Origin of the sequence: Halobellus inordinatus (assembly GCF_024464655.1) — an archaeon.
In the GTDB taxonomy this organism is placed as follows: Archaea; Halobacteriota; Halobacteria; order Halobacteriales; family Haloferacaceae; genus Haloquadratum; species Haloquadratum inordinatus.
In genome coordinates, this window is sequence record NZ_JANHAV010000008.1 from 56,566 (window position 1) to 73,665 (window position 17,100).

20 protein-coding genes and 1 other RNA gene are annotated in these 17,100 nt (G+C 66.0%); 10 read left to right on the plus strand and 11 right to left on the minus strand.

Annotated elements, in window-relative coordinates:
* Positions 1-15: 15 nt before the first annotated feature.
* The gene (locus NO347_RS13945) at positions 16-630 is read left to right on the plus strand and encodes a histidine phosphatase family protein (RefSeq protein ID WP_256290241.1); all 615 of its coding nucleotides are present in this window, start codon (positions 16-18) and stop codon (positions 628-630) included.
* Positions 631-693: 63 nt separating this feature from the next.
* On the opposite strand, the gene NO347_RS13950 is transcribed toward NO347_RS13945, so the two are convergent.
* Positions 694-1,299 carry a TIGR00296 family protein gene (locus tag NO347_RS13950; protein WP_121569112.1) on the minus strand — a complete coding sequence of 202 codons (606 nt, stop codon included), beginning with the start codon at positions 1,297-1,299 and terminating at the stop codon, positions 694-696.
* Between the two features lie 269 nt (positions 1,300-1,568).
* Between NO347_RS13950 and rnpB the strand changes: the two genes are divergently transcribed.
* The 3 genes from rnpB to NO347_RS13965 all read left to right on the plus strand — a co-directional run bounded on the left by rnpB (position 1,569) and on the right by NO347_RS13965 (position 3,745).
* An RNA gene (gene rnpB, locus NO347_RS13955) (RNase P RNA component) lies at positions 1,569-1,992 on the plus strand.
* A gap of 106 nt (positions 1,993-2,098) precedes the next feature.
* On the plus strand, positions 2,099-3,199 hold the full coding sequence (locus NO347_RS13960) for a matrixin family metalloprotease (protein WP_256290242.1): 1,101 nt from the start codon (positions 2,099-2,101) through the stop codon (positions 3,197-3,199).
* 213 nt (positions 3,200-3,412) lie between these two features.
* A complete protein-coding gene (locus NO347_RS13965) occupies positions 3,413-3,745 on the plus strand; it encodes a WNWW family protein (RefSeq protein WP_121569114.1) in 333 nt (110 codons plus the stop codon).
* Between the two features lie 142 nt (positions 3,746-3,887).
* Here the strand turns inward: NO347_RS13965 and aceB are convergent, their stop codons facing one another.
* The 3 genes from aceB to NO347_RS13980 form a co-directional block, all read right to left on the minus strand.
* Positions 3,888-5,186 carry a malate synthase AceB gene (gene aceB / locus NO347_RS13970; protein ID WP_305148889.1) on the minus strand — a complete coding sequence of 433 codons (1,299 nt, stop codon included), beginning with the start codon at positions 5,184-5,186 and terminating at the stop codon, positions 3,888-3,890.
* 158 nt (positions 5,187-5,344) lie between these two features.
* Positions 5,345-6,376, minus strand: a complete 1,032-nt coding sequence (gene aceA, locus NO347_RS13975) for an isocitrate lyase (RefSeq protein ID WP_256290243.1) — start codon at positions 6,374-6,376, stop codon at positions 5,345-5,347.
* A 1-nt stretch (position 6,377) separates the two neighbouring features.
* Positions 6,378-6,782 carry a hypothetical protein gene (locus NO347_RS13980; RefSeq protein WP_256290244.1) on the minus strand — a complete coding sequence of 135 codons (405 nt, stop codon included), beginning with the start codon at positions 6,780-6,782 and terminating at the stop codon, positions 6,378-6,380.
* A gap of 393 nt (positions 6,783-7,175) precedes the next feature.
* Between NO347_RS13980 and NO347_RS13985 the strand changes: the two genes are divergently transcribed.
* Complete coding sequence (locus NO347_RS13985) at positions 7,176-8,408, plus strand: MBL fold metallo-hydrolase (protein WP_256290246.1); 1,233 nt, start codon at positions 7,176-7,178, stop codon at positions 8,406-8,408.
* A 10-nt stretch (positions 8,409-8,418) separates the two neighbouring features.
* Here the strand turns inward: NO347_RS13985 and NO347_RS13990 are convergent, their stop codons facing one another.
* Positions 8,419-9,186, minus strand: coding sequence for a DUF5806 family protein (locus NO347_RS13990; RefSeq protein WP_256290247.1), 768 nt, complete (start codon positions 9,184-9,186; stop codon positions 8,419-8,421).
* A 338-nt stretch (positions 9,187-9,524) separates the two neighbouring features.
* On the opposite strand from NO347_RS13990, the gene NO347_RS13995 reads away from it, so the two are divergent.
* The 3 genes from NO347_RS13995 to NO347_RS14005 are packed head-to-tail and all read left to right on the plus strand — an operon-like array spanning position 9,525 to position 11,407.
* On the plus strand, positions 9,525-10,442 hold the full coding sequence (locus tag NO347_RS13995; protein ID WP_256290248.1) for a winged helix-turn-helix domain-containing protein: 918 nt from the start codon (positions 9,525-9,527) through the stop codon (positions 10,440-10,442).
* Positions 10,443-10,487: 45 nt separating this feature from the next.
* Entirely contained in the window at positions 10,488-10,856 is a 369-nt protein-coding gene (locus tag NO347_RS14000) for a universal stress protein (RefSeq protein WP_256290249.1), read from the plus strand.
* Positions 10,853-11,407, plus strand: coding sequence for a GNAT family N-acetyltransferase (locus NO347_RS14005; RefSeq protein ID WP_256290250.1), 555 nt, complete (start codon positions 10,853-10,855; stop codon positions 11,405-11,407). Before NO347_RS14000 ends, NO347_RS14005 begins: the two co-directional genes overlap by 4 nt.
* Positions 11,408-11,416: 9 nt before the next feature.
* On the opposite strand, the gene NO347_RS14010 is transcribed toward NO347_RS14005, so the two are convergent.
* Positions 11,417-11,875 (minus strand): universal stress protein, encoded by a 459-nt coding sequence (locus NO347_RS14010; RefSeq protein WP_256290251.1) that lies wholly within the window; start codon positions 11,873-11,875, stop codon positions 11,417-11,419.
* Between the two features lie 138 nt (positions 11,876-12,013).
* Between NO347_RS14010 and NO347_RS14015 the strand changes: the two genes are divergently transcribed.
* Both NO347_RS14015 and NO347_RS14020 read left to right on the plus strand, forming a co-directional pair.
* Positions 12,014-12,481: a universal stress protein gene (locus NO347_RS14015; protein WP_121569124.1), complete on the plus strand. Its 468-nt coding sequence runs from the start codon at positions 12,014-12,016 to the stop codon at positions 12,479-12,481.
* A 135-nt stretch (positions 12,482-12,616) separates the two neighbouring features.
* Positions 12,617-13,888 (plus strand): DHH family phosphoesterase, encoded by a 1,272-nt coding sequence (locus tag NO347_RS14020; protein ID WP_256290252.1) that lies wholly within the window; start codon positions 12,617-12,619, stop codon positions 13,886-13,888.
* 107 nt (positions 13,889-13,995) lie between these two features.
* Here NO347_RS14020 and NO347_RS14025 read toward each other — a convergent pair whose 3' ends face one another.
* The 5 genes from NO347_RS14025 to NO347_RS14045 form a co-directional block, all read right to left on the minus strand.
* On the minus strand, positions 13,996-14,478 hold the full coding sequence (locus NO347_RS14025; RefSeq protein ID WP_256290253.1) for a DUF5807 family protein: 483 nt from the start codon (positions 14,476-14,478) through the stop codon (positions 13,996-13,998).
* A gap of 77 nt (positions 14,479-14,555) precedes the next feature.
* A complete protein-coding gene (locus tag NO347_RS14030) occupies positions 14,556-14,711 on the minus strand; it encodes a DUF7563 family protein (RefSeq protein WP_199723024.1) in 156 nt (51 codons plus the stop codon).
* 153 nt (positions 14,712-14,864) lie between these two features.
* Entirely contained in the window at positions 14,865-15,512 is a 648-nt protein-coding gene (locus NO347_RS14035; RefSeq protein ID WP_256290254.1) for an HAD family hydrolase, read from the minus strand.
* Positions 15,513-15,601: 89 nt separating this feature from the next.
* Positions 15,602-16,477, minus strand: coding sequence for a tRNA pseudouridine(38-40) synthase TruA (gene truA, locus NO347_RS14040; RefSeq protein WP_256290323.1), 876 nt, complete (start codon positions 16,475-16,477; stop codon positions 15,602-15,604).
* Between the two features lie 13 nt (positions 16,478-16,490).
* Complete coding sequence (locus NO347_RS14045; RefSeq protein ID WP_256290255.1) at positions 16,491-17,027, minus strand: universal stress protein; 537 nt, start codon at positions 17,025-17,027, stop codon at positions 16,491-16,493.
* Positions 17,028-17,100 lie beyond the last annotated feature (73 nt).

Below are 17,100 nucleotides of genomic sequence, written 5' to 3' on the forward strand. Positions count from 1 at the left end.
GCGCTTAGCGTCGCTATGGCGGATGAAGTATGGGTCGTCAGACACGACCAGCGGCGCGACAGCGTCGACCCGGACTGGCCCCAGACCGGAGAGCGCGTGCACGACCCGCCGCTGACCGAGTTGGGACGGTGGGCGGCGTGGCGCGTCGGCCGGCGGTTCGTCGAGTCGGGTCAGACCTTCGATGCAGTGTACGCCTCGCCGTTTCTCCGGGCCGTCGAGACGGCCGACGAGGTCTGTCGCGAGACCGGGAACGAGGTGTTGCTCGAACCCGGACTGGGCGAGCATCGGAACCCCGAGTGGTTCGACGCGGACCCCGAAACGCTCTCGAACAGGCAGCTAGCCGAACGGTTCGACACCGTTCGTGATTCACACGAACCGTACGTCGTTCCCGAGTTCCCGGAAGACCACGCCGAGGCGGCCGCGCGGGTCGGCGAGACGGTCAGGCGGATCGTCGACGAGGTGGACGGGACAGTGCTGTTGGTCGGCCACGGACTCACGGTCGGCGGCGTCGTCGGTGGACTGACGGGCGACACCGCAGGCGTCGAGGCGCCGCTATGTGGGCTGGCGCGGCTCGAACGGGTCGAGGGGACGTGGCGGCTGGATTTCTCCGGAGAGACCGCACACCTGTGAGTCGCGTGCGGGAGCCTCCGGCTACAGAAATCGAGTCAGTGTGCGTGTCGTCCGCGGCGAGCGTTACAGTTCTTCGACGCTGCCGCCGTCGGCGCGCTCGCGGAACACCTGTCCATCGAACAGCGTGACGGTCGTGTCGTCGTCGTTCTGCCAGGCGAGCGGCGAGATGCCTGCCTTACGGCAGGCGTGGGTGAGAAATTGTTCTTCGTTCCAGCCGTTTTCGAGCGGAATGGTCGGATAGAGCCAGCCGTGGTTCCCGTCTTTGTCGATCACGACGCCGTGTGTCCCCAGTTCGAGGTCTTCCAGCGGTCGATCCGTCTCGGTGTAATCGCAGACGACGCAGACCGAGATCGTCAGATTCGAGAGCTCGGGTTGCTCGATCTCGGAGCCACAGGAGTTCTCCGAGGCAGCCTGGATCGCAGCGTCGACGATCGCGTGTCCCAGTTGGTCGTTACCGCGGTACGCGCCGGCACAGCCGCGGAGTCGCCCGCGTCCGCGCGTCGATCGGATGCGGACGAACGCGCCAGTGCGAGCGTAGAATGCATCACGCATACTCCCTGGCTGTTCACGTTGTCCGTGTAGAACGTACGATTCGACCGATTCACGCGCTAACTCGACCGCCCTCGCCCCGTCGTCGTAGGTGAGACGAACGGTCTGCGCCTCGGACATATATTCGTACAAGCGCTCGCCTGACTTGAACGCTTCCCTTCATTCCAGGGGGTATGAGCCCGGAGCCGTGCGTTCCGGACAATTGCGGTACCCGACTGTCGATGCGTCATCTCGGTCCCGAATGTCCAGAAGTTCGTTATCAATTGTTGGAGATTCGGCGTCGTGTAGTCGATCTATCGAAAATATCGACGGTTCCGGTGTCCGAATCGAAATGCGCGTCTAACCGGACGACCGAACGGCTTATTGGACTCACTCACCTCCGATCGAACGGCAGAGAGAGCTCGGCTCCCGTCGGTCCGATTTCGGACTGACGAGGAAAGTCCCCCCACCGTCCGGACGGGTGACCGGGCGCAAGCCCGGAGTCGGAGACGGCTGGCTCTGGAACAGAGACGAGACCCCTCGGCCCGACCGATGAGACGTGAGCGGCGGAGCGATCCGCCGCCGGCACGATCGGGATACCCCCGATCGCGCGCGAACCGACCCGCGAGGGGAGGGAGCTAACCCGTCGAGGGAACGCAGTCGCGAGGTGATCACCTCGCGTTGTGTGCGCGGCCTCGCCGCGCTGACGGCCGAGAACGGATGGAACGGCGAATCCTCACCGGTGCAAGTCCGCGCCGCCAAGGTAGTCCGGACAGGGCGCGGCCGCTTAGCCGAATGCCGAGACGAACAGAAGGGGGCTTACTCCTCTCAGCCGCTTTCCGCTCCCGAGCGACGGCTGTCGCGACCGAGACCGTACCGCGGTCGACCCCCACCGACAGCGTGCCGAACTTTCTTGTCCGTCTCCGCCTTCTCTGCGGCTATGCCGACTCGGTCCGCCAGGCTCGCGGTCCTCTCGCTGGCGCTCGTTCTCGCCCTCGCCGGGTGTGTCGGTCCGGTCGTCGAGTTCTCCGAGCAACGACCGTCGACGCCGGTGCCGACGGCCGATAGCGACGCTCCGGCGACGGCGTCGTCGCCGATGCCCGAGTCGACGGTGACGGGGGGCGGCGCGACCACGACCGCGACGGCGGCCCCGGAAGCGAGGAATCCGTGGGGCCGGAAACCGATCGTCGTCGCCGTCGAAGATCCGGCGAACACCGGTCGGGAGTGGACGCCGCTCGTCCGGGAAGCCGCCGCCTACTGGGAGCGGCGGGGCGAGCGCTTCACGGGCTTTCCCGTCGACTACGAGGTCCGCCCGAACGCCGACGATCCCGACCTCGTCGTTCAGTTCGTCGATACGGTGCCGGACTGTGACGGCGCAGACGACGCCGCGGGCTGTGCGCCGCTGATCGAGAATCGCCGGCAGATCGACCGCCCGGAGACCGTCTCGGTCCGCACGGGCTTCTCGGACGACTCGACGGTGCTCGTCGTCAAGCACGAACTCGGCCACACGCTGGGGCTCCGACACACCGATGCGCCGAAAGACGTGATGGCGAGTAGCTCCGTCCTCTACACCGAGCCGCTGCCGGACGCGGAAGACCGGGCGTTCCCCTGGGACGACGGCGACTTCACGGTCTACGTCGACACCGCGAACGCGACTGGTCCGGCAGCGGCGCGCCAGCAGGTCCACCACGCCCTCGGGTACTACGAGCGCGGGGCACCGGGGATGCCGTCGAACCTCTCGTTCACGATGGTCGACGACGCCGACGACGCAGATATCGTCGTTCAGTCCGTCGAGGCCTCCCCGTGCAGATCTGATGCGGCTTCCTGCGGCGGAACTGTCGGCTGGGATCCCGACGGTGACGACGCCGTCGAGACCTACTCGAAGCTCCGGATCTCGCTGGTCGACCTCGACACCGACGCCGTCGCGTGGCACGTCGGCTACTGGCTGGCCTACGGCCTCGGCGCGGAGGACGACAGCGACAAGCCCGAACCGTTCCGGGACGCCACGTACGAGGAGCGCCGCAGCGAGTGGTGGGAGTAGCCCCGAGAGGAGTGATGGGGATTATCGTAAGTCCTCATATATTTCTCGCCGGACGGTCGGCGAGAATCTCCGAACAGTGACGATAATCCCTATGAGTACCGGCGTGGGCGCCACGGACGAGGCGTCCGCGATCGGTCGAACACACCCGGCTCGCGTGCGTCCAACTGGTCCGACGCCGGCGCTTTCTTTTCCTTCGGGACCGAACAGAGAGGTATGACCGAGCACAGTGACACCGGCGGCGACGGGCTGCTCGAAACGGCGGGATTCGACGCCGAAGAGCTAGTGGCAGCCCTCGAATCGGCCTTCGAGGGCAGCGAGTCCGAATTCCGCGTCGTAGCCAGACAGGCGCGCGACCTCGCCGACGCCGGCATCGTCGCCGCCGACCGCGGAGAACCGCTCACCGTCGAGGAGATCGTCCGGAACCTGGAGGACGCGCCCGAGGAGTCCAGCGTCGCAGACCGCTGGAACTGGTGGCTCGGCGCGCTCGAAACCGCCTACGGCGGCTACCGGGAGTTCGAGGTTCGAGCCGTCCCAACAGAAGAGTGAGTCCGTCGCGACGGCGTGAAAAAACGTAGCGTGGGCCCGTCGCGGCGTCGACACACCGACGTGTGCGCCACGGCGGTGTGCGGCTCGCGCGGGCGCAGATCACTGACTTCTGCTGCGATTCTGAGCGTCGTGCCGAGGGAAGTCAGTTCCCGACGGCCGTGGCCCGGTCGACGACGTCCTCGCTGTACCGTTCGATCAGTTCCTCGTGTTGGTCCGGACGGTGTTCGTAGACGTCCTGGAACAGCGCGATGGGCGTCATCGCGGCCTGGTAGGTCGCTTCGTCCCACATCCGGTCGGCTTCGATGTCGATCTCGACGCCGTCGAGGCGGAGCGTGGCCGCGCGGGTCATCGCGATGGCACCCTTGCCGGCTTCCTTCGCCGCCTCGAACTCCTCCATCGAGTCGACGACGTCGTCCAGACTCGGGATGTAGGCGGTGCGGTCGAGCAGTTCCTCGCGCAGTTCGTCCTCGTCGAGTTCGAGTTCCTCGCTGCCAACCGTGAGGTGGTAGCCGTCGGGCGTCTCGACGAGCGAGAGGCGGTCGCCGTCGTAGACCTGCGCGTCTCCGGCGTCTTCGAGTTCGACTTCGCGGCCTCCCAGATCGAGCAGCCAGCTACCGGTCTTCGGTGGAAGCGGGGCCGTGTTGGCCTCCTCGACCTGTCCGGGCGTGAGCGACCAGATGCCGTTCATCCCCTTCGCCCGGTTTTCGGTCATCCGTTCGCGGTACCCCTCGACGTCGCGGATGTCGTCGTAGGGGCCGTCGACGGCGATACAGCCGGCGGCACTCGCCCCGCGGGAGGTGTTGTGCCGGAGTTCGGGCCAGGCCGGGAGTTCGCCCGTCGGCGTCATCGCGCGCATATCCTTGGTGTAGTCGACCTCGCCGTCGACGAGGAGGAACAGGCGTTCGAGGTTGTTCGAAGGCTTGCCCATCTCCTCGCGGAGGTCGCCCATCGCCAGTTCTGCCGCCCCGCTCTCGACGATGACGGACATCGTGAGGCTCCCCTCGTCGAGTCCGTTCTCGGTCTCGACCCAGGTGATGGCCTCGTCGGCCTTCTTCCAGTCGTCGATGTCGCCGACTTCGGGGATCACGAAGCCGTCGATGTGTTCTGCGGCGCCGCCCTCGGGGTCGGTGATCGTGAGCATCTGCTGAAGCCCCTGATACCGGGTAGCAGGGCTGTCGCGGTGCCACACGACGCGCGGGTGGATCTCGCCGGGGAAGTCGGCCCCGTGCTCGGAGACCACCTCGACGATGTTCTCGGCACCTTCATCGCGCATCGAGGGCGCGGTGGCGTCTTCGTTGTCGGGGACCCAGACGTCCGGTGCCTGGAGTCCGCGAAGCGTTGCGGCTCCTTCGAGCATCTTCGCGCTGTTGTCTTCGCCCTCGACTGCCGTCGGCGAGGTGAAGAACGTCCGCACGAACTGCCTGTCGTGTCTTCGTTCCATAATTGTGGCTCGTAGTGGTGGGTAAATATCTGTGGTGGTTGCTATCGAATTATTATGTAGGCCGACAGACCCGTGGATCGGTCCGTTCGGGCCGTCGAACGACGTGAGAAACGCCGGCACTCCGAGGTGCCGACGTCGTTCACGTCTGTCCGACAGGATCAGTCGTCAGACTGGAGCGGCTCGGACTCTTCCTCGGTGAACCCGGCGCTCGACTCCATTCGGCGCTGGGCCTCGGGGTCGAACTCCGTCTCGATGTCCTGGAACCGGGAGACGAACGAGAGTTCGTGGTGGGACTCGGTCTCGTGTCCGAGGTACCGGTCTTCGAGTTCCATCTGGGCCTTCTCGTCGCCTTCGGCCAGTCGCTCGAAGTCCTCGTAGACGCTGTGGGCGCCCGAGTGCAGGCCGAAGAGCGTGATGAAGATGTACTTGTAACCCAGCTCGCCGAGTTCCTGGAACGTCAGCGGGTCCTCCTCTTCGGACCACGCGAACGACGAGGAGTAGTTGAACGCGAGGTCGAGATCGGGGTGCGTCTCGTGGATCGTCTCCGCGTAGTTGACCGCGTCCTCGCGGCTCGGGTCCGGCATCTCCGGCCAGACCAGGTCGACGCCGGCGTCGGCGTAGATGCGCCCGCGTTCGAGGTGTTCCTCCCAGTCGCCGTTGGCCGAGCCGTAGGCGTCGGTTCGGGCGATGATGACGGTGTCGTCGCACTGCTTCGCGTCGACGGCGGCCTCGAAGCGGGAGCGGGCAGTCTCGCGGTCCTCGATCTGCTTGCCCGCGATGTGACCGCAGCGCTTCGGCGACGTCTGGTCCTCGATGTGGATGGCGGCGACGCCGGCCTTCTCGTACTCGCGAACGGCCCGGCGGACGTTGTGGACGCCGCCGTAGCCCGTGTCACAGTCGGCGATGACGGGGAGCGTGGTCGACTCGACGATCCGCTTCGCGTTCTCGACCATCTCGGACATCGTCACCATCTCCAGATCCGGGAAGCCGAACTGGCCGAGAACGGTGGAGTACCCCGACATATAGGCGGCGTCGAGGCCGGCCATCTCGGCGAGACGGGCGTCGAGAGCGTGATAGATGCCCGGCGCGAAGGTGAACGTCTGCTCGTCGAGCATCTCGCGGAACTCGCGGGCCGCGGGATTGTCGAGGTCGTCGCGGATATAGGGATCAGACGGAATGTCGAGCGGCATCTCAGCGACCCTCCTGCGTCGTCGAGCGGCTGTCGGTCGTCGTGCGAGTCGTGTCGGTATCGGTCGCAGTGTCGGTATGTCGTGTCATCGAGTCAGATCGAAAGCGTGAGTCGGTTCGGTCGGTCGTCTCGCGAGTCTCAGAGCGCAGCGTCGTCGACTGGCCGGCCTGGATCCCGCGGAGGTCGGGGACCAGCGGCGCGTCGCGTTCGTCTTCGATGCGGGGGTATCGAGGCGTCGACTGGGCCGTGCGGGTCGTCGTCTCGGTCGTCGTCGACTGGCCGGCCTGGATCCCGCGGAGGTCTGGGACCAACGGCGCATCGCGCTCGGCGTCGGTTCGGGGGGCGTTCGTGGTTGGCTGTCGGGTCGTTTCGTCGGTCGTCGTCTCGTACTCGTTCGAGCGTGTCATGTCGGTGGATTCGGCGGTCGTGTCGGCGAGTTCGGTCGTCTGTGGCGGTCCAAACGGGCGTGCTCCGGATTGGAGTGAGAGATTCCGGAACTGGGTACGTGTTTCATCGTTCAGTGCTCGATTTGTCGTGGCTGGTGGTGGGAAATAAATATTATGATCTATAATGATAATATTCTATAATGGGTTTATTGTGTGCAGTTGGATAAGAGGTGTATAATTGAGTGAGAATCTCTGTCACAGTACGTGACGACGCCCCGCTACCGTCGACCGGCGGGTGCGCCGCGAGCCAGCGACACCCCGACGTGAGAGCGAGGCGAGGGAAGGCGCGTGGACCGTCGAGAGTGCGACTCGAAAGCGACGAGGCCAAACGCCCCGGGCGGATACATCGGGTCAATGGACGTTCGCTTCCTCGGCGGCGCTCGCGAGGTCGGCCGAAGCGCCGTGCTCGTGAACGACGCGCTGCTGCTCGATTACGGGATGCTCACCGGGAACCCGCCCCGGTTTCCGGTCGAAGCGCCCGATCCGGAGGCAGTCGTCGTCTCTCACGGCCACCTCGATCACGTCGGGGCGGTTCCCGCACTCCTCGCGGGCGATCGTCGCCCGCCGATCCACTGGACGCCGCCGACGCGCGAACTGGGGCTGACGCTCGCTCGCGACACGCTCAGGCTACACGGCGGGACCTACGACTGTCCGTTCACCGAGGAGGAGGTCCGACGCGTCACGCAGGTCTCAGAGGCTCACGGCTACCGGGAGTCCTTCGAGGCGGCGGGCCACGAGGTGACGTTCTACAACGCGGGCCACATCCCCGGGAGCGCGCACGTCCTCGTCGACGACGGCGACACGCGCCTGCTCTACACCGGCGACTTTCACACCGCCGACCAGCGGCTGGTCTCGGGGTCGACGGCACGCCCGGACGCCGACGCCGTCATCTGTGAGAGCACGTATTCGGACGTCGAACACGAACCACGGGGCGAGATCGAACGGCGCTTCGTCGAGAGTATCCGAACGACCGTCTGGGAGGGCGGGACGGTCGTCGTGCCCGCGTTCGCCATCGGCAGGACCCAGGAGATGCTGCTGATCTGTGCGGCCAACGACGTCGACTGTTACGTCGACGGGATGGGAAAGCGAGTGACCGAAACGCTCCGGTCTCACCCCGAGTTCGTCCGGGACGCCGCGGCGCTCCGCCGCGCGAAGTCGAACGCCCGCTTCGTCGACGGCCGCGACGGACAACGGAACCGCATCGCAGAGCAGAATACGGTGATCGTGACGACGAGCGGGATGCTCTCCGGCGGACCGGCGATGACGTACGTGCCGGCGATTCGGTCGAACCCGACGAACAAAATCGCACTGACCGGCTATCAGGTCGAGGGGACGCCCGGACGCGAACTGCTAGAAACCGGCCGTGCCGAGATCGACGGGCGAGTGATGCCGATCAGCGCGCAGGTCGAGCGATACGATTTCTCCGCACACGCCGACCGCGATGGGCTGTTAGACCTGCTCGGATCGTACCGGGACGTACCGATCCTCGTGAACCACGGGGACCGATGTGAGACCTTCGCCGACGAACTCACAGAGCGGGGACACCGGGCGTCAGCGCCGGCAGTCGGGGAGACCGTGACGCTCTGAGCGACAGCGGTCACGCGTCATCGTCTGAGGCGTCCTCGTCTTCGGTCAGTTCCTCTGTGCGAAGATCAGCGCTCGCCTCTCGAACCTCGCGCATCACGCTCGAAATGCGCTCTTCGGCCTCCAGTTCCTCCTCGACGGAGAGGTCGACGCCCTCGACTTCGAGCAGGAACTTCGCGATTTCGGTCACCTCGTACATCAGCTCGTCGAGTTCCTCGGCGGTGAAGAAGCCCGACATCGCGCCGTAGAGGAACGTCGCCCCCGACTTCCGGATCTTGTCTTCGAACGACGAGCGGGCCTGATTGACCGCCTGCGGCGTGTACGTGTCCGTCATAAATGGAACGAGCTCCGGGAGGTTCTCGCCGATCTTGGTCATCTCGACGCCCGTCTCGGTCCGAAAGTCCGCACACAGTCGGGCGATCGCCCACTCGCGTGCGGTGATGTAGGTCCGATCCCGGAGGAAGTCGTTGACGCGGTCGTACTGCGCGCCGTCGACTTTCTTGAACCGTGCGTACTTGCGGACGTCGGCCGGCGTCTCGGTCTCGTCGCCAACCGCCCCCGCGGATGCGGCATCGGATCCCGATTCGGAGCCGCCTGCGTCGCTGTCGGCGCTCGTGTCGTCCGTATCCGCCGAATCGACGTCGGCGTCCGGTTCGGCATCGGCCCCGGACTGGACGCTGGCGTCGTCGCTCTCGCTCGATTGGTCCGACCGCGAGGCCGACGCGTCGACGTCGGTCCGCGGCGCGTCGGCCCTCGACGCCTCGGCGTCGTCGTCTTCCATACTGCCGCGTGTCGCCCCGACGCAAAAAAGCGTTCTGTCGGCGAAAACCGGATGATGTGTCCGGATCGAAACAAAGCAAAAGATCATTTCAGATAATAGGTGAATGAAATTTCACCGCGCCTTTTTCAATCACAATAAAGTCCAATAGAGTGCCGGGGTGGAAACTCGGCGAGGTGCCGTCCGGTGTTGGTGCCTCTGCACCGGGCGGTTTGGTGCACCGCTGTTTACTACGATCCGACTCCGATTATCGACGATCGAAACATCTAAGCGCCTGCTCACCGCGTGACGGGAATCGGGTTGGCAGAACTGTTTTCAACGCTGATAGGAAACAATGGATCGTGACACGACAGACGGCCAACCATATCGAGATCGAGGACGGGGCGCTCAAGGCTATCGCCAACGAGACGCGTCTCCGGGTCGTAGAGTGTCTCGGTGCGGCCGTCGAAGACGGACGGTACGGAACCTGCCGCTTCTCGGAATTGATGGACGAGGTGGGGCTGACCGACAGCGGACAGATGACGTATCACCTCAACAAACTCCGCGAGCAAGGGTACGTCGAACGAACCGACGACGGGTACCAACTCACGCTCCGGGGGTTGCGAATCTACCAGTTCGTCCGATCGGGCGTGTTCGAACAGGGTCCGACCCTCGGTCCATTCGAGATCGACCTCGTCCATCACAAATGCGGGAATCCGCTGTCGATCTACTACGAGGAGCAGCGGCTGTACGGGATGTGTGAGACCTGCGACGAGCTCATCGGCGTCAATCCGGTCCAGCCGAGCGCGTTCGATCCGACCGATCCGGAATCGCTCGAAGACGCGTATCGACAGCGGTTCTGGATGGACAACTTCGCGATGACGCAGGGGTTCTGTCCCTACTGTGGCGGCGATGTGCGGTCGACCATCGATTACCGACCCACGGCGGCCGTCCCCGAGGACGCACAGGGAGAGGACCCGGCGATCACGTTCACGTGTCAGGTCTGTCGCTGGTTCATCAACACGACGATCGAGTATCCCGGCTATCTCCACCCGGCCGTCGTCTCGTTCTGCTACGACCACGGCCTCGATATCCGAGCGCACAATCCGCTGAACGTGCCGCTAGAGGTCCCGCAGTACGTCGTCCATTCCGAGAATCCCTGGCGCGTCGCCGTCACCTACGCCTACGAGGGGGACGCGATCACGCTCACCTTCGACGAGAAGTTAGCCGTCCACGACGTGACCTCAGAGGTGGACGTCGAATCGCCGTCGGGGGCGTAGGGTACACCCGACGATTTTTCTACTCCGGCGACGACATCCGGGCGTATGAGAATTCTCTTGGGCATCGGCGGCGCCGATGACTCTCTGCAGGCGCTGGCGCGGACGGTCGAGCGCGCGGTCGAGGCGGGCGACGAACTGACTGTCGCGATCATCGACGAGGGGGGCACAGAGCGCTCTGTCGAGGAGATCGAATCGGCCGTGACGGAGACACTCGAAGAGAACGGCGTGGACGCCGAGATCCGCTACGTCGCCGGCGATCCGGGGAGCAAACTCGTCGACGTCGCCGAGTCCGAAGGGTACGACCGCATCGTCCTCGGTGGGGGAACGACGAGCCCGATGGGGAAGATCCAACTGGGAAGCACCGCGGAGTTCGTCCTGTTGAACTCCCACGTCAGCGTCACGCTCGTCCGATGAGCCGAAATCGCCGCTATCCAGACGAGATCGCAGGCCCCTTCGAGAGCCCGCCGATCACGTTCGAGGATCGGGACGGGCGCGAGATAGATATTCGCGCGCACGACGGCAGCGACGAGGAGTACGAGGCGCTGGCGTCGATGTACGATGCGTTCGACCCCGCCGACCGCGCCCAGGGGATTCCCCCGAGCGAGGAGCGGCGCATCCGCGAGTGGCTCGACAACATCCTCTGTGCAGAGTGTCTGAACGTCGTCGCGTGGGACGGCCAGACGGCCGCGGGCCACGCGACGCTCGTCCCCGACGGCGACGCCTACGAACTCGCGATCTTCGTCCTCCAGGCGTATCAGGAGGCCGGGATCGGCACGCACCTGATGAAAGGACTGCTCGGGTACGGCGCGGAGTCCGGCGTCGAAAAGGTGTGGCTCACCGTCGAGCGGTGGAACAAGGCCGCTGTCGGCCTCTACAAGAAGATCGGCTTCGAGGTCAGTGACTCCGAGAGCTTCGAGATGGAGATGGGGATTCGCCTCTCCGATGGGAGCGACGAGGGCGGATAACGACCCGATTCAGACCGACAGAACAGGCTGGCTGGCGTACAACAGGACGTACTCGGCGGCCTTCGCGAGTACTTCGCCGGGGGCGCCCGAGAGCGGTTCGCGCGGCACCACGAGGAAGTCGGCGTCGAGTTCTTCGGCGGTGTCGAGAACGACGCTGCCCGGATGGCGGAGTTTCATCTTCGTCGAGAAGCCGTAGGCGACGGACGTCGACAAGGAGACGCCGTGGTCCTCGGCGATCCGTTCGGCCGTCTCGGTTATCGCCTGGCCGTCGGCGGCGACCTCCGTTTCGTCGACGATGCCGTCTTCGATCGCCTGGACGACGTCCTCACCGAGCATATGGACGACGTGGACCGTCGCGTCGTACTCGGCGGCGATGGCGGCGGCGTGCGCTACCGCCTCGGTCGACTCGTCGCTTGCATCCACCGGGACGAGTACGAGGTCGACAGACAGCGGCCGGCGTTCGGTCATACCCGCACCTGCGGCGTCCGACGGCAAAAATCCTCACTTCGACGGTCGGCGGAGTGCGAACCGCCGCGGCGGACGTGAGTCCCCCACCGAACCGCCGAGCCGTCGGGATTTATCCCGAGCGAACGTGAACCGTCGGCTATGTTCGAGACGATCGTCATCGCCACCGACGGCTCCGAGAGCGTCAGACGGGCCGTCGACGTGGCGCTAGACCTCGCCGACCGCTTCGACGCCGAGGTACACTGCCTGTACGTCGTCGACGAGGGCGACGTGGCGTCCTCTCCGGAGCGTCTTCGCGACGAGATGCAGGACGCGCTCGTCGAGCGGGGCGAGGAAGCGATCGACGAGGTCAGAGAGTCGACCGACCGCGACGTCGTCACCGCGATCGAGGAGGGCCACCCACCGTCGGTGATCGACGAGTACGCCCGGAACGTCGACGCCGACGTCGTCGCGCTGGGGACGCGAGGCCGACACGGCGAGAATCGCTTCCTCATCGGCTCGGTCGCAGAGCGCGTCGTTCGGACGTGCCCGATTCCCGTCCTCACCGTCCGCCAACTCGCCGCCGACGAAGGAGAAGACGAGTTGACGGGCACGCCGGAGATGGGCTGACTAGCACGCCGAAGATGGGCTGACGGGCACACTGGAGATGGCCTAACGAGCGCGAACACGGGGGCGGAGAACCGCATCCAGGCCCCTGTCCCCGGAACCACGCCGGTTTTCACCCGGGCACCCCTGGTGTGGGCTATGGACGACGAACTCATCGACAGCGCGAGCCTCTCGCTCCCGCGGAAGTCCCAGCTCCCCGGAACCGGCTTTTTCTACCCCGACTCGCTGGACGAAGACCGGACCGAAGAACGCGTCGCCGAGGCCGTCGACGGGGCCGAAGCCGTCGTGATCGCGGACACCGACGCCGACGGACTGGGCTGTGTCGCCCTGCTGCGCGAGATGTACGACGCGACGCTGGAGTGGGCGACGTTCGAATCCGACGTCGCAGCGCGCGTCGAGCGCTGGGAACGCGACGTACCGGCCGCAGAGGAGGACGAAGCGGAGGCCGACGACGAAGCGGACGAACCGCCGCGCTCGACCGTCGCCCTGGTCGGCGCGGGGCCGTACTCGCTGGACGAGGCGCTCGAAAACGTCGCCGAGTACGCGCCCGATGGAATCGATCTCTACGTCTGTGACCTCTGCCCCGACGAGTACGCGTGGATCGAAGACGAACTCGCCGCCGCGAGCGACCTCGCGGCGTCGGTCGCGTGGTACGACCACCACCAGTGGGACGACGAGACGATGGCTGCGGTCCGCGAGGCGGGCGTCGACCTCGTCGTCGGCGAGTCCGACGAGGAGTGTTCGACCGACGTGACGCTTCGTTCGCTCGACTACGACTTCGACGAGCAGTGGGTCGAACTCGCGGCGGTCACGCGCGATCACGACCTCTGGCAGAAGGAGGATCCCCGCAGCGACGACCTCGCGGACTACGCCTACTGGGTCAGCCCCGAGGAGTACGTCACCGTCGTCGGGACGTTTGGCGTCGACCTCCCCGAGGTCGTCGAGCAGTACATCGAACTGCGCCGCGTCGAGAAGCAGGAACTGATCGAGGCCGCCGTCTCCAGAGCCGAGATGAAACAGATCGGCCCCTGGACGGTCGGCGTCACCTACGGCCGCTGCTCGCAGAACGAGGTCGCCGAGGCGCTCCGCGAGCAGGGCTCCGACGCCGCCGTGATCGTCAAGCCCGCCGGCAGCGCGAGCATCCGCGGTTCGGAGGGCTTCGAGTTGGCGCACGAAGTCGCCGGGAAAGTGAACGGCGGAGGACACCCGCGCGCCGCCGGCTGCAAGCCCGACATCTACGACGATATGCTCGATTACGCGCACCACTGGACGACGCAGGGAGCGACCACGAAGCGCGTCATCCTCCGCGCGTTCGAGCGCGTCGCCGACGAGGTCGCAGCGGAGAGTGAGGAAGACACGGCGGACGACGGGAGCGACGCCGACGAGGACGAAACCGACGAAAGCGAGTAACCGAGGCGCGGTTTGCGGAATCGCGATTACGGGGCCGCAATTCACGGAGTTGCGAGTACGGAACTGCGGAAAAATCGGGGTTTCGGAACCGACGGTCCGAGCGCGCGCTATTCGACGTCTTCGACCGGCTCGGCGCCGCCGGGCTGGACGCCCGTCTCGGTCTCCTCGCCGACGACCCACTTATCGGAGTAGCTCTCGCCGCACGCGCAGTGCGCGTAGGCGTGGATGACGTCGCCGTGGGCGTAGAGGCCGCCCACTTCCTCGTTTTGCGCCTCCGAGAAGGCGAAGATGAACTCGACCGCGTGGTCCTCATCGTCGCCGTCGGCCGCCGGACACTCGCCGCCGTCGACCGTCCGAGAGATGTGCCCGCGCTGGTCCATCGCGCCGCGGGCGAACTCCATCGCGTCCATTCCGGTGCCGGCGGCGAACGCGCGCCGGCCGTCGTCGCCGGGGACGACGAGCACGTAGCCCGAATCGACCGTCTCGCCCATCTTCGGAAGCTTGCCCTGGCTGTCGAGGTACTCGTCGGTGAGAAACAGCGCGACGTCCTCGTGGCGCTCACCGGCGAGGAAGTCTTCGAGTTGGCTCATAGCGTCGAAAGGCCGTCGAGCGATAAAAGCCGCGTGAAATCCGGTGCCGAGATCGCGGCGTCGCCCCCACGGTCCTCTCAGTGTCTCGTCGCCCGCGCTTCGCGGACGTCGGCCCCGTCGCGGACTTTGTCTTCGCAGTTCGGACAGACGCGTGGGTGCTCCATTCCGTTCGGCGCGAATACCCGGACGTACTCCGCGGTGACGAACGAGCCGCAGTTCTCGCAATTCGGCATCGATCGGAGATTTGTGTTGAATCAAAATAATATTTAGGGACTAACATATTATACCTGGGAATTTTCGGCCAGCCACTTCGACACGACGGGTCACCCAGCGCAGATCGGAGCCGTCGGCGTATCGGAGAGAGGGGAGAGTTCTGTCCGACAGTATCAACAGAGGGCGGCGATAGCATCGAGTGATTCGACTTCGTAGGTGGGGTCGGCGACGAGTTCGTACTCCGTGCGGTGCGGGCGGCGGACGAACGCCGAATCGACGCCCGCGCGGTTCGCGGCCACGATGTCGACGTTGCTGTCGCCGACGTATAGGACGCTCTCGCCGCCGATCTCCTCGATCGCCGATTCGAGATAGTGCGCCGAGGGCTTCCGGCGGCGGAACCCTTCGACAGACGGCTCACGTCCCGTCGCGAGCGTGAACAGTTCGTGGAGCTCCCAGTGGTCGACGATGGTCTCGATCGTTTCGTGTTGGTTGTTGCTGACGACGCCGAGCGTCCGGTCGACGTCGTAGAGGGCGTCGACGTCCGCGTACAGCGTCTTCTCGCCGCGCTCGATAGCCGCTCGCTGGGCTGCCGCGGCGTTGGCTTCGTGCCGCGGCCAGAACGTCTCGTGATCGAGGTCGAAGAGCGAACACACCGCTCGGATGCGCGAGAGGCCGCCGTGGATGACAGCGTCGACGGCCTCCGTCGTGGGTTCGACGTCGAACTCGGCGAACGCCGCTCGGACTGCTGCCCGGTGCACGGCTGTCGGGGTCGGACGGGTCAGCACGCCGTCGTTGTCGAAGAGGATCGCGTCGTACGCCATACGTACCGTCCGAACCGGAGTCTTCAAACGCTTGCTATGAGTGCTCATTTCGACTCCCGAGCGCTATCGAGACGGCAAGAGTGGCAGAGCTATCTCGGGTCGTCGCGGCCACCGTCGGTGCCCTCGGCGGTGCGGCCGGCGACGCTGTCGTCGCGGCTACCGTCGATGCTGTCGGCGATGCGACCGGCGACGCGGGCGCGATCGAGACCGTCACGTCGGCGCGCCGCGAACACGTCGGCTGCACTCGCCGCGGCCTGCGGGTCGCGTTCGAAGTCGAGCGCGGGGTAGTCGACGGCCGCGAGCAGCAGCGGTTCGGGGGGTGCCGACGGAACTCCCTCGGGACCGTCGAGTGGGTCGGGGCCGAGGAGTCGTCGCACGTCGTCGAGACTCCGAGTCCCTGCGGCGACGCTCCGGACGACCGACGCCAGTCGGCGGACGAGTTCGCGCGGGAAGCCGCCGGCGTCGACGCGAAGCACCAGGAACTCGCCGTCGCGTTCGACGTGGATAGAGACGTCGCGGACGGTCCCCCGATCGTCGAGCGTGAGATTGTGGAAGTCGTGCTCGCCGTCGAGTTCCGCCGCAGCAGCCGTCGCGCGTTCGTCGTCGAGGTCGGGGGCGTAGAGGTCGTAGACGTACTCGCGGCGGGCGGCGTCGTGCGTCGCGTGAAAGTCCGCGGATGCGTCCGCGGCCGCCCACGCTCGGACGCCTGCCGGTAGCGCGCTATTCAGCGCTCGCGGCGTACACCACGCGGGACACTCGAACGCGACGGTCTGCGCCAGCGCCGAGACACCGGCGTCCGTGCGGCCGGCCGCCGCGTAGTTCGTCGGCTTGTCCTGCGCGGCTCGATCGAATACGTCCAGAGCGTCGAGCGCGTCGAAGATGGCGTCCTCGACCGTCGGAACCGAGGGCTGTCGCTGGAAACCGTGGAACGGACGACCGTCGTAGGCGACTCGGAAAGCACGCACGCGCTCTGCGCGCTCACTCATCCGCAGTGTCGAACTCGTTCGCCGCGTCGGCATCGTCCGCGGGAGTTTCGACGTCGTGACCGGCGGCATCGCGGTGGGCGGCGTCGGGGGCGTGATAGCTGCTGTCGTCGCCGCGAAGCACTAAGACGGGGATCGTCGCGAGTCTGAGCACGCGCTCGGTCGTACTCCCGAGGAGGTAGCGTTGGAGGCCGTGACGGCCGTGGCTGCCCATCACGACGAGGTCCGCGTCGACGGCGTCGATCTGATCGAGGATCGCCTGGTACGGTGAATCGCGGCGAACGACAGTCGCGACGTCGACGTCGGCCTCGCGAGCACGATCGGCGACGGCTTCGACGTGGCGTTCGGCCTCCGCTTCGTATCCGTCGAGCAACGCCTCGGTGTCGAGTCCGGCAGCCGAGAGGCGCGGGACGTCGACGACCGAGAGGACAGAGAGCGTCGCCTCGGTGTCCCGTGCCATCTCAATCGCACGGTCGGCCGCCGCGTCGCTCGGGGCACTCCCGTCGACGGGGACGAGGATCGTGTCGTACATACCACATAGACGCGCCAGGAGAGATAAAATTCCACCGCGTGAGCGGATCGCGTAGTCGAGAGGAAACGCGAAG

Excerpts from the sequence above, each read along its gene's own strand:
- NO347_RS14015 (WP_121569124.1), top strand. The coding sequence starts at position 12,014 with ATGTTCGAGACGATCGTCATCGCCACCGACGGCTCCGAGAGCGTCAGA.
- aceB (WP_305148889.1), bottom strand. The coding sequence starts at position 5,186 with ATGGAACGAAGACACGACAGGCAGTTCGTGCGGACGTTCTTCACCTCG.
- NO347_RS14000 (WP_256290249.1), top strand. The coding sequence starts at position 10,488 with ATGAGAATTCTCTTGGGCATCGGCGGCGCCGATGACTCTCTGCAGGCG.
- NO347_RS13950 (WP_121569112.1), bottom strand. The coding sequence starts at position 1,299 with ATGTCCGAGGCGCAGACCGTTCGTCTCACCTACGACGACGGGGCGAGG.
- NO347_RS14010 (WP_256290251.1), bottom strand. The coding sequence starts at position 11,875 with ATGACCGAACGCCGGCCGCTGTCTGTCGACCTCGTACTCGTCCCGGTG.
- NO347_RS14025 (WP_256290253.1), bottom strand. The coding sequence starts at position 14,478 with ATGAGCCAACTCGAAGACTTCCTCGCCGGTGAGCGCCACGAGGACGTC.
- NO347_RS13990 (WP_256290247.1), bottom strand. The coding sequence starts at position 9,186 with ATGGAAGACGACGACGCCGAGGCGTCGAGGGCCGACGCGCCGCGGACC.
- NO347_RS13980 (WP_256290244.1), bottom strand. The coding sequence starts at position 6,782 with ATGACACGCTCGAACGAGTACGAGACGACGACCGACGAAACGACCCGA.
- NO347_RS14020 (WP_256290252.1), top strand. The coding sequence starts at position 12,617 with ATGGACGACGAACTCATCGACAGCGCGAGCCTCTCGCTCCCGCGGAAG.
- NO347_RS14005 (WP_256290250.1), top strand. The coding sequence starts at position 10,853 with ATGAGCCGAAATCGCCGCTATCCAGACGAGATCGCAGGCCCCTTCGAG.
- NO347_RS13945 (WP_256290241.1), top strand. The coding sequence starts at position 16 with ATGGCGGATGAAGTATGGGTCGTCAGACACGACCAGCGGCGCGACAGC.
- aceA (WP_256290243.1), bottom strand. The coding sequence starts at position 6,376 with ATGCCGCTCGACATTCCGTCTGATCCCTATATCCGCGACGACCTCGAC.
- NO347_RS14030 (WP_199723024.1), bottom strand. The coding sequence starts at position 14,711 with ATGCCGAATTGCGAGAACTGCGGCTCGTTCGTCACCGCGGAGTACGTC.
- NO347_RS13985 (WP_256290246.1), top strand. The coding sequence starts at position 7,176 with ATGGACGTTCGCTTCCTCGGCGGCGCTCGCGAGGTCGGCCGAAGCGCC.
- NO347_RS13960 (WP_256290242.1), top strand. The coding sequence starts at position 2,099 with ATGCCGACTCGGTCCGCCAGGCTCGCGGTCCTCTCGCTGGCGCTCGTT.
- NO347_RS13965 (WP_121569114.1), top strand. The coding sequence starts at position 3,413 with ATGACCGAGCACAGTGACACCGGCGGCGACGGGCTGCTCGAAACGGCG.
- NO347_RS14045 (WP_256290255.1), bottom strand. The coding sequence starts at position 17,027 with ATGTACGACACGATCCTCGTCCCCGTCGACGGGAGTGCCCCGAGCGAC.
- NO347_RS14035 (WP_256290254.1), bottom strand. The coding sequence starts at position 15,512 with ATGGCGTACGACGCGATCCTCTTCGACAACGACGGCGTGCTGACCCGT.